Origin of the sequence: Devosia honganensis, assembly GCF_042648785.1 — a bacterium.
Lineage (GTDB): Bacteria > Pseudomonadota > Alphaproteobacteria > Rhizobiales > Devosiaceae > Devosia > Devosia honganensis.
The window spans coordinates 210,626-224,768 of record NZ_JBHRYD010000001.1 but is presented as its reverse complement, the minus strand read 5'-3'; the positions used below and the strand labels follow the sequence as shown (position 1 = coordinate 224,768).

Below are 14,143 nucleotides of genomic sequence, written 5' to 3'. Positions count from 1 at the left end.
AGGCCTCTCCCACCATGGGGAGAGGAGAAGAGCGGAGAGGAGCGGGGGCGGCGCCTAGCTCCGGAAGGCGGCAGCGAGGCGCTTGATGGCTTCGATATTGCGGGGCCCCGGGGTGGCCTCGACATATTCGAGGACGACGAAACGGTCCTCGGCCACGGCGGGGATGTCCTTGAAGGCCGGGTTGGATTTCATGAAGTCGATCTTCTGTTCGGCGGTGACCGCACCGTAATTGACGATGACGACGACATCGGGATTGCGCTCGATGACCGGCTCCCAGCCGATCTCCACCCAGCTCGAGGCGACGTCGTCCATGATGTTGACGCCGCCGGCCGCTTCGATCAGCGCCGTGGGAATGGCATAGCGTCCGGCGGTGAAGGGCTTGTCCTCGCCCGAATCGTAAACAAAGACATCGACGGGGTTGCCGAGGGCCGGCAGCGAGGCGGTGAAATCGGCCAGTTCGGCCTCGTAGCCCGCAACCAGCGCCTGGGCGTCTTCTTCCTTGCCGAAGATGCGGCCCAGATTGATGAGGTCGGCATAGACGTCGCCCATCGACGCCTTGGCCTTTTCCATGACGTGGATGCAGCTCTCGGTCAGTTCATAGACGGAGATGCCGAACTGGGCGAGGCTGTCCGGCGTGACTTCGCCGCCGACGCGCATGCCATAGTTCCAGCCGGCGAAGTAGAAATCGGCGTCGGCACCCAGCAGGACTTCCTTGGTGGGATATTCGGGCGACAGCTCGGGCAGTTCGGCAACCCCGTCCCGCAGGCGCTCGTCCAGCGTCTTCCAGCCGGAAACGCCGGTATAGCCCACCATGCGGTCGGACAGGCCGAGCGCCAGCATCATCTCGGTGAGGTTGACGTCGTTGGAGACGGCGCGGGCCGGAGCGCTCTCGAAGGTCACCTCGCGATCGCAGCTCTGGACCGTGACGGGAAAGCCGGAGGCCGCCGCCGGGACGGCGAGCAGGGCGCAGGCGGCCAGGGTGGCGGAAAAGGCGACGGGCAGGCGGATCATTTTATGTCTCCCTCAAATGATCGATCGAGATGGAAGGAAAAGCGCGGCTGGCCGGTGACCGGATGGTGGTCGATGGCGGCGCCGACGGAAAAGACGGAGCGGATGGCGTGGGGCGTCAGCACGTCGAGCGGCGCGCCCAGCGCCACCTGCCGCCCATGCTCCAGCACCAGGATGCGGTCGGCATGGGCCGAGGCCAGGGCCAGATCGTGCAGCGAGACGATCACGGTGGTGGAGAGGCGTGCCAGCAATGAGAGCACTTCGAGCTGGTGGCGGATATCGAGGTGATTGGTGGGCTCGTCGAGGATGAGCAGGTCCGGCCGCTGCACCAGGGCGCGGGCGATCATGGCCCGCTGCTTCTCGCCGCCCGAAAGCGTCGCGAAGTCGCGCGCGGCCAGATGGGTCAACTCCATCAGGCCCAGCGCCTGTTCCACCGGCGTATAATCGTGGCCGGAAAGCGCGCTCTGGTGCGGGGTGAGGCCCAGCTCGACGATTTCGGCCACGGTGAGCCCGAAATCGGAGGCGCTTTCCTGCAGCACGGTGGCGACGCGCCGGGCGAAGGCGCGGGGCGGCAGCGTCCAGATATCGGCGCCGTCGATATGGACGTGGCCGGCGCCGGGACGATGGAAGCGGTAAAGGCAGCGCAACAGGCTGGACTTGCCGGCGCCATTGGGGCCGACCACTGCCAGCATTTCACCGGCGGCAACGGAGAATCCGAGATTTTCGATGATGGGCCCATGGCCCGGCGGTCCCCAGGCGAGGCCGGAGACGGTCAGTCGTGCCGGGCTCGGGCCGGTCAGGCGGTCAGGGATCTTCATGGCGGGCACCCATGGAATCGGGGGCGTCGCCAAGCGAGGAGATCACACTGAGAATCGCAATGGAAAAATCTGCGTCAGCCATCGTCTTCCCCCGCGGCACACCCCGGCCGGGTTTCAGGTTGCGTCGATGGCAGGTCTCCTGGCTTGCGGGTCACGGCGTTTCCGAACCTTCCCATCCCCGGACGTGTCGGGGGACAGTGGCAATCACGGAAAAGCTCACCGCTTACAGTTGCGGGGGCAGCCACGGCTTTGCGCCCTGATGGGTACGTCGCACCGTGTTCCCTATTATTTCCCCTTGGATGCGACCGCGGGGAAACCAAACGACGCGGTGTTTATGCGTTGGGCGGGAGGGGGAGTCAATGGGACGGGCCGGGATGCGTCGGCGGGCTCCCTAGAGGCTTTCATGTTTTGACGGAATCGGCGACCAGCGCTCCCTCCCCCTTGAGGGGAGGGTTGGGGAGGGGGTGGATTTGCGGATCACCGAAGGACCCCCACCCCCGACCCCTCCCCTCAAGGGGGAGGGGAGCAAGAAGGCGCTGATCCGCTTGACAGTGAAAGGCTCTAGGCGGTCTGGGCGAATCTCTCGTCGAAGGCGTAGCCGGCGCCGCGGACGGTGCGGATGGGGTCGGCTTCGCGGCCGCGATTGATGGCGCGGCGGAGCCGGCCGATATGGACGTCGACGGTACGCTCGTCGACATAGACGTCGTTGCCCCAGACGCCGTCCAGCAGTTGCTCGCGCGAGTAGACGCGGCCGGGATGGCGCATGAGATATTCGAGCAGCCGGTATTCGGTGGGACCCAGATGCACGTCGCGATTGGCGCGGCGCACCCGATGGGTGGTGCGATCGAGCTCAAGATCGCCTACCTTGAGCGCGGCGGTGACGAGATTGGGATTGGCCCGGCGCAGCAGGGCGTGGATGCGGGCGACCAGTTCGGGCACGGAGAAGGGTTTCACGACATAGTCGTCGGCACCGGTGGTAAGGCCGCGAACCCGCTCCTCCTCCTCCCCGCGCGCGGTGAGCATGATGATCGGCACGCGTGCGGTTTCGTCGCGCGCCCGCAGGCGCCGGCAAAGCTCGATCCCGGATATTTCCGGCAGCATCCAGTCGAGCAGGATGAGGTCGGGCAGTTTTTCCTGGACGGCGTGCTGGGCCTCGTCCCCGCTTTCGGCGGTCACCACGCGGAAGCCTTCGGCCTCGAGATTGTAGCGCAGCAGAATGGCGATATCGCCTTCGTCTTCGACAACGAGAATTGTCGCCGGCATGGTCATGCTCCGTCGTTCGGCGCCCGGGCGGGAGGCCGATATTTATGTTCCGACCGCACCCTGCGATGCTTGTCAGGCCTTGATCTGGGTGCGTTGCAGTTCCTGCACTTCGCTGGTGAGCTGCTTGCCGGTGGCAAGGTAATAGGCGCGCTCGGCGATATTGGTCGCGTGATCGCCGATCCGTTCCAGGTTCTTGGCGCAGAACAGCAGATGCGTGCAGGTGGTGATGTTGCGCGGGTCCTCGAGCATATAGGTCAGGAGCTCGCGGAACAGCGAGGTGTACATGGCGTCGACCTCGTCGTCGCGGTTGCACACCTCGACGGCGGCGGGCGCCTCGCGGTTGGCATAGGCGTCGAGCGCGTCCTTGACCTGGTGCAGGACCAGCGCGGTCATGTTCCGCACGCCATTATAGAAAGTGGGCTGGAGATTGATGCCCTCGAGCTTGAGCGAGCGGCGCGCCAGTTGCTTGGCCATGTCCCCGATGCGCTCCAGATCGTTGGCCACGTGAATGGCGGTGACGATGGCGCGCAGATCGCTGGCCATGGGCTGGCGGCGGGCGATCATGGAGACGGCCATGTCGTCGATGCGGCGCTGCATGTCGTCGATGCGCTGGTCGGCGGCGATGGTCAGGTCCGCCAGCTCGCGGTCGAGCTTCAGCAGCGATCGGGTGCCGTTCTCGATGGAGACTTCCACAAGCCCCCCCATTTCCGCGATGGACTGGGCGAGGGCGGCGAGCTCGTCGCTATAGGCGGTGACGATATGTTCGGAAGCGGTATTGGGCATGGTGGTTTCCTTCCCGCGGTCAGCCGATGCGGCCCATGATGTAGTCCTGGGTCTGCTTGTTCACCGGATTGGTGAAGATGTCCTCGGTGTCGCCCTGCTCGATGAGATTGCCCAGATGGAAGAAGGCGGTTTTCTGGGAAACGCGGGCGGCCTGCTGCATGGAGTGGGTGACGATGACGATGGTGTAGTTCTCGCGCAATTCGTCGATCAGTTCCTCGATGACGGCGGTGGCGATGGGATCGAGCGCCGAGCAGGGCTCGTCCATCAGGATCACCTCCGGTCCCACCGCGATGGCGCGGGCGATGCAGAGACGCTGCTGCTGGCCGCCGGAAAGACCCGTGCCGGGCTCGTTGAGGCGGTCCTTGACCTCCTCGAACAGGCCCGCCTTGCGCAGGGAGGACACCACGATCTCATCGAGATCCGCCTTGCTGCGCGCCAGGCCGTGGATGCGCGGGCCATAGGCGACATTGTCGTAGATCGACTTGGGGAAGGGATTGGGTTTCTGGAACACCATGCCGACGCGGGCGCGCAGCTCCACCACGTCGAGGTCGGGGGCGTAGATGTCCTGGCCGTCGAGTTCGATGCGGCCTCCCACCCTGGCGCCCTCGATGGTGTCGTTCATGCGGTTGATGCAGCGCAGGAAAGTGGACTTGCCGCAGCCCGAGGGGCCGATAAAGGCGGTGACGGCGTGATCGGGGATGTCGATCGAGATGCCGTGCAGGGCCTGCTTGGCGCCGTAATGGACGGTGACGTCACGGGCGGTGAGGCGGATGGAGGGCTCGACGAGCTCGGCAGCGTTCATGATGGTGTCCGGGGTAGGGCTGGCCGTCCTGGCCTTGCCGGCAAGAATATCCATGTTTCTCAATCTCCTTAAACACGCTTTTCAAGGCGCGAGCGCAGGAAGATGGCGATGGCGTTGAGAAAGATCATCAGCGCCAGCAGCACCAGAATGGCGGCGGAAGTGCGGGGCTCGAAGAAATTGCGGTTCTCGTTGGCCTGCCAGAGATAGATCTGGACGGGCAGGGCGGTCGCCTGCTCCACCGGCGTGGCCGGCACGGCGGCGACGAAGGCGTTCATGCCGATGAGCAGCAGCGGCGCGGTTTCGCCCAGCGCCTGCGCCACCCCGATGATGGTGGCCGTCAGGATGGAGGGGAAGGTGACCGGCAGGACATGGTGGAACACCATCTGCGTCTTGCTGGCGCCCATGCCCAGGGCGGCCTGGCGCAGGGCCGGGGAGACGCCCTTGAGCGCGGCGCGGGTGGCGATGATGATGGTGGGCAGGGTCATCAGGGTCAGCACCAGCCCGCCGGCCAGCGGCGCCGAGAGCGGCAGGCGGAACCAGTTGATGAAGACCGCCGCGCCCAAGAGGCCGAAGACGATGGAGGGCACCGCCGCCAGATTGTTGATATTGACCTCGATCAGGTCGGTCAGGCGCGATCTGGGCGCGAATTCCTCGAGATAGATGGCGCTGCCGACCCCGATGGGCACCGCCAGCACGATCACGATCAGCATCATCCACAGCGAGCCCATGAGGGCGCCGAGCAGGCCGGCCGAAGCGGGCGCGGAACGGCTGTCGACATTGGTGAACAGCGACCAGGCGAAGCCCTGCGAAATGGTGCCATTCTCGACGAACAGGTCGATGAGGGCGCGGGCGGGGGCGGAAAGCTGCTGCTGGGCATCGCCCAGTTCACGGTTGATATTGCCCTTGATCCAGTTGTCGGTATTGGCCGAGGCGAGCAGGTCGACGGTGACGGTCTCGCCCAGCAGGCCGGGATCGGCGACGAAAATCTCCCGCACGCGGTGGCGCGCATCGGTCTCGGTGATGGTGAGAATCTGGCGTGCGTCGATTTCATAGCCGGCGGGCGCCGCCTGGCGCAGCCCGGCCTCGATGACGTTGTTCCAGTTGAGCATCGCCACCTGACGCTGCCAGGCCAGGCTCTGCGCGCGATAGTCGGCATCCGACTGGCCGGCCTCGCGCACCGGCGCCGGATCGACCTTGAGCAGTTCGGGATCGAAGGTGATTTCGAGGCGGATATTGGACTGGGTGAAGGCGGGGATGCCCTTGCGCAGCACGTCGGTGAACAGCAGGGCCACGAAGCCCAGCGCCAGGACGATGGCGACGACGCCGAACGCCCGGAACAGCCGTTCGCCGGCGTGGCGCCGCGCCAGGCCGGCGCGGACGCGCTCGCGGCGCGCGGCGGCCTGGCCGAGGGATGTGCTGGTCATTCGTACTGCTCCCGGAAGCGGCGGACGATGTAGAGGGCGACGATGTTGAGGCAGAGCGTCATGATGAACAGCGTCAGGCCCAGCGCGAAGGCGACCAGCGATTGCGGGCCGGTGAAGTCGGTGTCGCCGGTGAGCTGGTTGACGATGGAAACGGTGATGGTGGAGACCGGCTCCAGCGGATTGCCCCGCAATATCGGCGAATTGCCGGCGGCCAGCACCACGATCATGGTCTCGCCGATGGCGCGGCTGACGGCGAGGAGGAAGGCGCCGACGATGCCCGGCAGGGCGGCGGGCAGCAACACGTTGCGGATGGTTTCGGACTGGGTGGCGCCCAGCCCGTAGGCGCCGTCGCGCAGGGTGCGCGGCACCTGGTTGAGGATGTCGTCGGACAGCGAGGAAATGAACGGCACGATCATCACGCCCATCACCAGCCCCGCCGTCAGCGCGCTGGTGGCGCTGATATTGAGCCCGATGGCATTGCCGAAATCGCGCAGGAACGGCCCCACGGTCACCAGGGCGAAAAAGCCGTAGACGATGGTGGGGATGCCGGCGAGGATCTCGATGACCGGCTTGACGACGGCGCGGACCGACCGGTGCGCATACTGGTTGAGATAGATGGCGGCCATCAGCCCCACCGGTACGGCGACCAGCATGGCGATGGCCGAGATCATCAGCGTACCGGCCAGCAGCGGCAGCAGGCCGTATTGTCCTGCATCGCCCGCCCCGGTGGAGGAGAAGCGCGGCGCCCAGACGGTGCCGAAGAAGAAATCGAGCGGGCTCACATAGGTGAAGAAGCGGAAGGCCTCGGTGACCAGCGAGGCGACGATGCCCAGCGTCGTCACGATGGCGACCGCCGAACAGGCGATCAGCAGCCAGGAAACGGCGCGTTCGACCTCGTTGCGGGCGCGCAGCCGCACCCCGATGCGGCGCTGGGCGAAGCTGAGGCCGAGGACGCCCAGCCCGGCGGTCGCCGCAGTCATGATCAGGAAGCTCAGCAGCTGGAAGCGGCCGAGATTGGCGCCGGCGGTTGCCTCGAAGGGCTGCAAGTCGCCCGGAACGCCATAGCCGGAGGCGAGGTCGCGAATGCGCTGGAGCTGCCGGTTGAGCCCGGCCTGATCGAGCTCGACGAGGATATCGGAGGGGATTTGCGACACTGCGTACCAATGGGTGACGCCGGGGGAGAAATAGGCCCAGACGGCCAGGACCAGCAAGGCGGGGCCCAGGGTCCACAGCGCCGTCAGCGTACCGTGATATTGCGGGCGGGAATGGATGCGCGCCCCTTCGGGCGTGACCAGGGAACGGCTTTTGGCCCAACCCAGCCGATAGGCGAGGCCAAGCAGGACGAGCAGCAAACCGGCGACGATCAGGGTGTTCACTTGGCGGCTTTCCTGGTGGCTCGGAAGCGAGGACAGGCCGCCGGAAGGTTCCGGCGGCCCGCAAAGGCGTGGCTTACTGCGCGGCCTGGAAGGCGGCGAGGGCCTCGGCCGTCACTTCGGCCGGCTGCGGGATGAGGCCGGCGGCTTCCAGAATGCCGCCCTGGCCCGAAACGCCTTCGGACAGGAAGTATTCGGTATAATCGGCCAGACCCGGAACGACGCCGATATGCTCCTTCTTCACGTAGAAGAACAGCGGGCGCGAGACCGGATATTCGCCGGCGGCGACGGTGTCGTTGCTGGGGACGATGCCGTTGACGGTGGCGACCTTCAGGGTGTCGCGGTTCTGGTCGTAGAAGGACAGGCCGAACACGCCGATGGTCTCGGGGTTGGACTGGAGGCGGGCGAGGGTTTCGGTGTAGTCGCCGGCGATCTCCACGACCACGTCCTGGCGCAGGGTCAGGCAGGCATCGTCGGAAGCGCCTTCGGGAAGGCCGACTTCTTCACAGCCGGCTTCCACGACGTTGAGGTCGAAGACTTCGCGGGTGCCGTGATTGGTGCCGGGAATGGCGAAGGAGATGGCCTGCTCGGGCAGGGACGCGTCGATCTGGTTCCAGGTGGTGTAGGGATTGTCGACGAGCGCGCCGTCGACCGGCACCTGGGCGGCGATGGCCTGGTAAACCAGGGCCGGGGTCAGGGCGAAATCCGGACCGCTGGCGGAGGAGGCGAAGACGATGCCGTCATAGCCGAACTGGACCTCGATGGGGGTCACGCCGGCGGCGGCGCAGGCTTCGGCCTCGCCGGCATTGATGGCGCGCGAGGCATTGGCGATGTCGATGGTGTTGTCGCCGGTGCCTTCGCAGAACTGGCGGAAGCCGCCGCCGGTGCCGCCCGAACCCACCACGGGGGTGTTGAACTCGGGGAAGGCGGCGCTGAATTCTTCGGCGACGATGGAGGAGAAGGGCAGCACGGTCGAGGAGCCGGCGATCTGGATGGTGTCGCGCGACTGGGCGAGGGCGGCCGGAGCGGCGAGCGTGGCGAGCACGATGGCGGCAGCACTGGCGTAGAGTGCGGTCTTCATGGAAGTTCCCTTTCGGAATTCATTGCAAACATGGCCAGCCGGTCGTTCGGGCCGCCCTGTGACGCGGCCGACCATAGAAGCGGCAAGAAACAGTTTTATTGCAGTTGCATGACTGGTTTGTGACGGATCAACCCTTTGATATTTCAATGATTTTAGAATAACAAAGGCGGGGTGGGGCGGTAGATCCGGCCAAAATGAAAAGGTCCTGTTATGGACGGCAGCGAGTCTCGCGTCCCATCATGGCGTGCTGAATTTGCGGCGCGGCTCGTGTCGTTTCAGCGCAGCAGGGGACGGACTTCGGCCTGCACCTTGCGCATGAGCGGCAGGAAATGCGCGATCATGCGCGAGGTGGGCGCGCGCGCCGTCTGGGCACCGATATTGAGGCCGGCCACCACCTGGCCCGAGGCGTTGAACAGCGGCACGGCGATGGAGCACAGCCCCAGTTCGAGTTCCTGATCGATGACGGCGAAACCCTGCGCGGCGACCACTGCCAGTTCGGTGACGAGACCGGCAATGTCGGCCTTGGTGCGCTCGGTATAGGCGACGCGGTTCGAACGGTCGAGGATGGCCCGGGCCTCCTCGGGCGGCAGCGCCGCGAGCAGGATCCGCCCCATCGAGGTGCAATAGGCCGGAAGGCGCGCGCCGGCGCCCAGATTGATGGACATGACCCTGCGGGTGGAGGCGCGGGCGATATAGAGAATATCGGTGCCCTCCAGCACGGCGGCGGAGGTGCTTTCGCTGGTGGCGTGGGACAGTTCCTCGAGGAAGGGCTGGATCAGCCGCGGCAGCGGGGTGCCGGCCAGATAGGAATGGCCCAGATTGAGCACGCGCGGCGTGAGCTGGAAGAATTTGCCGTCATAACTGGCGTAGCCCAGGTGAACCAGCGTCAAAAGGCACCGCCGCGCCGTCGCCCGTTCGAGCCCGGTGCGCATCGATACATCGGTGATCGACAGGCGCGCATGGTCCTCGTCGAAACATTCGATGACGGCGAGGCCGCGAATGAGCCCGTGGATGATGTCGCCCTTACGCATGTGCGAATGCCGAATGCTGTGCGGATCGCGCACAGGATAGGATGGGCGGGAGTGAATGGAAAGGCCGGTTCGCTCATCCGATGCGCAGCATTCGTCATGGGCGCCTTTCGCGCCGCAAAACGCTCCTCCTTCTTCTTGGGGGAGGGTTTTTTCCCGACCGCGGCGGAGGGAAGCGCTCAAGAATTCGCCGGTCCAGCAAGTATTTGGCGGCGTCTGGAACGGAGATCGAAACCCCGTCCCAATGACATGTCCCCGGAAACGTCGATCTATAGCCTCTTGCGTCATCAGTCCGGATGTCGCAAAAGCCGCGTGGTAGGGGCGTGTAGCATAACGGTTAATGCCAGCCGCTCATAACGGCTCCGATGTCGGTTCGATTCCGGCCGCGCCTACCATCTCCCGCCATTGCAGGGAGCATACTTCAAGGAGCGGCTGACCTGCGGCGAACGCAGCCAGCCTGCCGTTCACGCGGCGGCGAAGACGATCTGCGCCTTGAGCGCCGAGCTGCGGTCCGAAGCCAGCTTGAAGGCGGCTTCCGCTTCAGCCAGCGGCACCGAATGGGTGATCAGCGGCTTCACGTCGATCAGCTTCTTGCGCATCAGCTCGACCCCGATGGCGAATTCCTCGTGGAAGCGGAACGAACCGCGCAGATCGAGCTCTTTGGCGGTGATCGCCTGCATGGGCACGCTCATGTCGCCGCCCAGGCCCAATTGCAGGATGATGCCGCGCGGGCGCAGGGCGCCGATGCCGGATGCCAGCGCCTGGGGGGCGCCGGAGCATTCGTAGAGCACGTCGAAATAGCCCTTGTCGGCGCCATAGACCGCAAGGTCATCCGGATGGGCTCCGGTATTGATGACGCGGTCGGCGCCGGCGCTTTTCGCCAGGACAAGGGTGAAATCGGAAAGATCGGTGGCCACGATCTCCGTGGCGCCGGCGCGCCGTGCGGCAAGGATGGACAGGACGCCGATGGGACCGCAGCCGGTCACCAGCACGCGCTTGCCGAAGAGCTGCCCGGCACGACGCGTGGCGTGGAGCGTCACCGCCAGCGGTTCGGCCATGGCCGCCTCGCCGGCGCTGAGCCCGTCAGCCGGCACGCATTGGCTGGCCATGGCCACCAACTGCTCGCGGAACGCACCCTGGATATGGGGGAAGGGCATGGCCGAGCCATAAAAGCGCATGTCGAGGCACTGGTTGTGCAGCCCTTCCTGGCAATAGCGGCAGGTGCCACAGGGACGGGACGGGGAGACGGCGACCAGTTGCCCCTTTTCCAGCCCTGTCACGCCCGGACCGATTTCATCGACAAAGGCGGAAACCTCGTGGCCCAGGATCATCGGCTCGCGCAGGCGCACCGTGCCGAAGCCGCCATGGTGGTAATAGTGCAGGTCCGAGCCGCAGACGCCTCCGGTGGCCAGGCGCAGCGACACCTCGCCGGGGCCGGGTGTTTCCACGGGGCGATCCTCGATGCGAAGATCCTTGGCGGCATGAATGACGATGGCTTTCATCAGAGCACCGGGGTGATGAGGTCGACCGTGCCCGAGGCATGATGCGGCTGCGGCAGCACGTTGTCGAGGGCGAGGAAGTGCGGCTTGGTCATGTGCACCCGGCTTTTGGCTTGACAGGAATTGTTATCGATAACAAAACAGACGCGACGGCGTTTGTCGAGCCTGTTTCGAACGAGGATGATGCAATGCAGATTTTTGACTTGACCGGTCGCCGCGCTCTCGTCACCGGGTCCTCGCAGGGGATCGGTCTGGCGCTTGCAAAGGGGCTGGCGGAAGCCGGCGCCACGCTCGTCCTCAACGGTCGTGACGAAGCCAGGCTCGCTGCGGCCGCCGCTCAAATTCCCGGTGCCTCCACGCTGGCCTTCGACGTTACCGATCATGCTTTGGCGCGTGCGGCCGTGGACCGGTTCGAGGCGGAGCAGGGCGCCATCGACATCCTCGTCAACAATGCCGGCATGCAGTATCGGGCGCCGCTGGAGGATTTTCCTGCCGACGCCTTCACCCGGCTGCTGCAAACCAATGTCGCCAGCGTCTTCAATGTCGGCCAGGCCTGCGCCCGCCACATGATCGGCCGCGGTGCCGGCAAGATCATCAATATCGCCAGTGTGCAGACTTCGCTGGCCCGCCCCTCGATCGCGCCCTATACCGCGACCAAGGGTGCGGTGGGCAATCTCACCAAGGGCATGTGCACCGATTGGGCGAAATACGGCCTGCAATGCAACGCCATCGCTCCCGGCTATTTCGACACCCCACTCAACGCCGCACTGGTCGCCGATCCCGATTTTTCCGCCTGGCTCGAAAAGCGCACGCCGGCGGGGCGCTGGGGCAATGTCGAGGAACTGGTCGGCGCCTGCATCTTCCTCGCCTCGTCCGCATCGAGCTTCGTCAATGGCCATACGCTCTATGTCGATGGCGGCATCACGGCTTCGCTCTGACATGCGCATAGTGGTCATGGGGGTCTCGGGCTGCGGCAAGTCGAGCTTCGGCGAAGCGCTCGCCGCACGGCTGGGCCTGCCCTATTACGAGGGCGATGCCCTGCATTCGGCTTCCAATGTCGAAAAGATGCGCAGCGGAGTCCCGCTGACCGATGAGGATCGCTGGCCCTGGCTCGATCGGGTCGCCGCGACCCTTTCGATGCCCGGCGTCCTCTCCTGCTCGGCCCTCAAGCGCGCCTATCGCACCCGTATTCGCGACGGTGCCGGTGGGCTCGTGCGCTTCGTGCACCTGGCCGGCGACAAGGCGGTGATCGCCGAGCGCATGGCCGCCCGCAGCGGCCATTACATGCCCACGAGCCTGCTCGACAGTCAGTTCGCGACGCTGGAAGCGCCCGGAGCCGACGAAGCGATCACGCTCGACATCGTCAAGCCCGTCGATGAACTTCTCGACGAAGCCATCATTGCCCTGGAAGGAATGCGCTCCTGATCGAGCCTGTTGGCCTGGCCTGGCCGGTGCCGGCATCGGTACGAAGAGCCCTGATTTAAGTCTTGAATAGAGGTGGCGCGATTGCTCACCTGGCCGCGCCGCCAATACTCACGGAGACACCATGCCGCCCTCCAGAACCCCCACCATGCAGGACGTTGCCCGCAGGGTCGGTGTTTCGCCGATGACGGTCAGCAGGGCGTTGCGCGACGGCACTTCGGTCAATGCCCAGACGCGGGAGGCCATCCTCCAGGCCGTGGACGAGCTGGGCTACGTGTTCGACGCCACGGCGGCTAATCTGCGCAACCAGCGCACGGGCTTCGTGGCGGTGACAATTCCCTCGATCAACAATGCCAATTTCGCCGATACGGTTCGCGGCCTGTCGGAAGGTTTTCGCGAGCATGGCTTGCAGTCGCTTCTCGGCTACACCGACTATGACATGGCTCAAGAGGAGGTTTTGGTCGAGCAATTGCTGCGCCGCCGGCCCGAGGCCATCATCGTCACCGGCGGTCGGCATACCCCACGCTGCCGGCGTCTGCTCGAAAGTGCGGGCATCCCTGTGGTCGAAACCTGGGATCTGCCGGCGGAGCCCGTGGGTCATGTCGTCGGGTTTTCCAATGCGGCGGCAGCGGGCATGCTGGTCGACCATCTGGTCGAAACGGGACGCAAGCGCATCGCCTTCATCGGCGGCGAGGAGGGGCGCGACTCTCGTGGCGCCGATCGTCGCGCGGGTTTTGTCGCAGCCATGCGACGGCATGGGCTCGATGCGACACGCCTCGTGGCTGCCGGCGTTCCGCCTGTGTCCATGATCGAGGGCGCCTCGGCCACCCGTGTCTTGCTGGAACAATGGCCTGACATAGACGCTATTCTTTGTGTATCCGATCTCGTGGCTTTCGGCGCACTGACAGAGTGTCTGCGCCTGGGCATCGTCATGCCCGATCAAATCGCCATAGCCGGTTTTGGCAATTACGAGGTGGCCGAAGTCAGCGTGCCGCCGATGACCACTGTGGACCCATTCCCCGAAGCGATCGGCCGAGGGAGCGCCGAGGCGGTGTTGCGCGCACTGGGGCTGGTGGAGCGCAGTGACGCCCACACCGCCGAGATTGTGCCGCAACTGCTTGTCCGCGCATCGACCGTGCCCGTGGCGCGATCAGTTGTTCCGGCGCCCGCCTGATCGGCGTCAGTGCAGGTCGGAGACCCAGCGGAGGGCTTCGTCCTTCTCATCGGGAGAAAAGACGCGGGCGTCGATCTGGGGAAAGAGCTTGTCGGCCATTTCGGTGGCCCCCTTGATCCACTGCTTGTCCGAGATGACGGCTGCGCGCTTGAACCGGTGAAGCTCGCCCAGCTTGCCCATGCCGTATTGCAGGTCGCGTTGCAGTGCCTCGCCCGTCATGTCCTCCATCGCGGCGAGATCGGCGAGGACGCCGATTTCCTTGTGTTCTGCGAGCGTGTCCTCGATTTCGGGGATGATCTGGTCGTAATCCGCCGCGGTGACGGTTCCGGCGATGCGGAAGGCCGCCACATGATCCGGAGCGTCGATAACTTCAATCATGATCTTCTCCTGTGTTGGGCATAAGGTCGTAACGACCGCGTGGGCCTGCCGTTCCCCACCCGGGCGGACACGTTTCGACGGCTTTTTCGC

At 65.3% G+C, this 14,143-nt stretch carries 14 protein-coding genes, 1 tRNA gene and 1 riboswitch; of the genes, 4 read left to right on the top strand and 11 right to left on the bottom strand.

Features of this window, described 5'->3' with window-relative positions; translation table 11 throughout:
• Positions 1-54 precede the first annotated feature (54 nt).
• From ACFOOL_RS01055 to ACFOOL_RS01015, 9 genes are all read right to left on the bottom strand, one after another.
• A complete protein-coding gene (locus ACFOOL_RS01055) occupies positions 55-1,011 on the bottom strand; it encodes an ABC transporter substrate-binding protein (RefSeq protein WP_380094081.1) in 957 nt (318 codons plus the stop codon).
• Entirely contained in the window at positions 1,008-1,826 is an 819-nt protein-coding gene (locus tag ACFOOL_RS01050; protein ID WP_380094079.1) for an ABC transporter ATP-binding protein, read from the bottom strand. Before ACFOOL_RS01050 ends, ACFOOL_RS01055 begins: the two co-directional genes overlap by 4 nt.
• Before the next feature lie 112 nt (positions 1,827-1,938).
• Positions 1,939-2,163, bottom strand: a riboswitch (cobalamin riboswitch).
• A gap of 224 nt (positions 2,164-2,387) precedes the next feature.
• Entirely contained in the window at positions 2,388-3,089 is a 702-nt protein-coding gene (gene phoB / locus ACFOOL_RS01045) for a phosphate regulon transcriptional regulator PhoB (protein WP_380094078.1), read from the bottom strand.
• A 72-nt stretch (positions 3,090-3,161) separates the two neighbouring features.
• Positions 3,162-3,872: a phosphate signaling complex protein PhoU gene (gene phoU / locus ACFOOL_RS01040; protein ID WP_380094076.1), complete on the bottom strand. Its 711-nt coding sequence runs from the start codon at positions 3,870-3,872 to the stop codon at positions 3,162-3,164.
• 19 nt (positions 3,873-3,891) lie between these two features.
• Positions 3,892-4,674 carry a phosphate ABC transporter ATP-binding protein PstB gene (gene pstB / locus ACFOOL_RS01035; protein WP_380095886.1) on the bottom strand — a complete coding sequence of 261 codons (783 nt, stop codon included), beginning with the start codon at positions 4,672-4,674 and terminating at the stop codon, positions 3,892-3,894.
• 68 nt (positions 4,675-4,742) lie between these two features.
• On the bottom strand, positions 4,743-6,098 hold the full coding sequence (gene pstA, locus ACFOOL_RS01030) for a phosphate ABC transporter permease PstA (protein WP_380094074.1): 1,356 nt from the start codon (positions 6,096-6,098) through the stop codon (positions 4,743-4,745).
• Complete coding sequence (gene pstC, locus ACFOOL_RS01025; protein WP_380094072.1) at positions 6,095-7,474, bottom strand: phosphate ABC transporter permease subunit PstC; 1,380 nt, start codon at positions 7,472-7,474, stop codon at positions 6,095-6,097. Before pstC ends, pstA begins: the two co-directional genes overlap by 4 nt.
• A 73-nt stretch (positions 7,475-7,547) precedes the next feature.
• Positions 7,548-8,552, bottom strand: coding sequence for a substrate-binding domain-containing protein (locus tag ACFOOL_RS01020; RefSeq protein WP_380094071.1), 1,005 nt, complete (start codon positions 8,550-8,552; stop codon positions 7,548-7,550).
• A gap of 275 nt (positions 8,553-8,827) precedes the next feature.
• The gene (locus ACFOOL_RS01015; RefSeq protein WP_380094069.1) at positions 8,828-9,583 is read right to left on the bottom strand and encodes an IclR family transcriptional regulator domain-containing protein; all 756 of its coding nucleotides are present in this window, start codon (positions 9,581-9,583) and stop codon (positions 8,828-8,830) included.
• A gap of 316 nt (positions 9,584-9,899) precedes the next feature.
• Here ACFOOL_RS01015 and ACFOOL_RS01010 point away from each other — a divergent pair.
• A tRNA-Ile gene (locus tag ACFOOL_RS01010) sits at positions 9,900-9,975 on the top strand.
• Between the two features lie 69 nt (positions 9,976-10,044).
• On the opposite strand, the gene ACFOOL_RS01005 is transcribed toward ACFOOL_RS01010, so the two are convergent.
• Entirely contained in the window at positions 10,045-11,082 is a 1,038-nt protein-coding gene (locus ACFOOL_RS01005; RefSeq protein ID WP_380094067.1) for an L-idonate 5-dehydrogenase, read from the bottom strand.
• Positions 11,083-11,267: 185 nt separating this feature from the next.
• On the opposite strand from ACFOOL_RS01005, the gene ACFOOL_RS01000 reads away from it, so the two are divergent.
• The 3 genes from ACFOOL_RS01000 to ACFOOL_RS00990 all read left to right on the top strand — a co-directional run bounded on the left by ACFOOL_RS01000 (position 11,268) and on the right by ACFOOL_RS00990 (position 13,675).
• Complete coding sequence (locus ACFOOL_RS01000) at positions 11,268-12,017, top strand: SDR family oxidoreductase (protein WP_380094066.1); 750 nt, start codon at positions 11,268-11,270, stop codon at positions 12,015-12,017.
• 1 nt (position 12,018) lies between these two features.
• A complete protein-coding gene (locus tag ACFOOL_RS00995; RefSeq protein ID WP_380094064.1) occupies positions 12,019-12,504 on the top strand; it encodes a gluconokinase in 486 nt (161 codons plus the stop codon).
• A 145-nt stretch (positions 12,505-12,649) separates the two neighbouring features.
• Positions 12,650-13,675, top strand: coding sequence for a LacI family DNA-binding transcriptional regulator (locus ACFOOL_RS00990; protein ID WP_380094062.1), 1,026 nt, complete (start codon positions 12,650-12,652; stop codon positions 13,673-13,675).
• Positions 13,676-13,681: 6 nt separating this feature from the next.
• Here ACFOOL_RS00990 and ACFOOL_RS00985 read toward each other — a convergent pair whose 3' ends face one another.
• Entirely contained in the window at positions 13,682-14,053 is a 372-nt protein-coding gene (locus ACFOOL_RS00985; RefSeq protein ID WP_380094060.1) for a SpoIIAA family protein, read from the bottom strand.
• Positions 14,054-14,143: the final 90 nt, after the last annotated feature.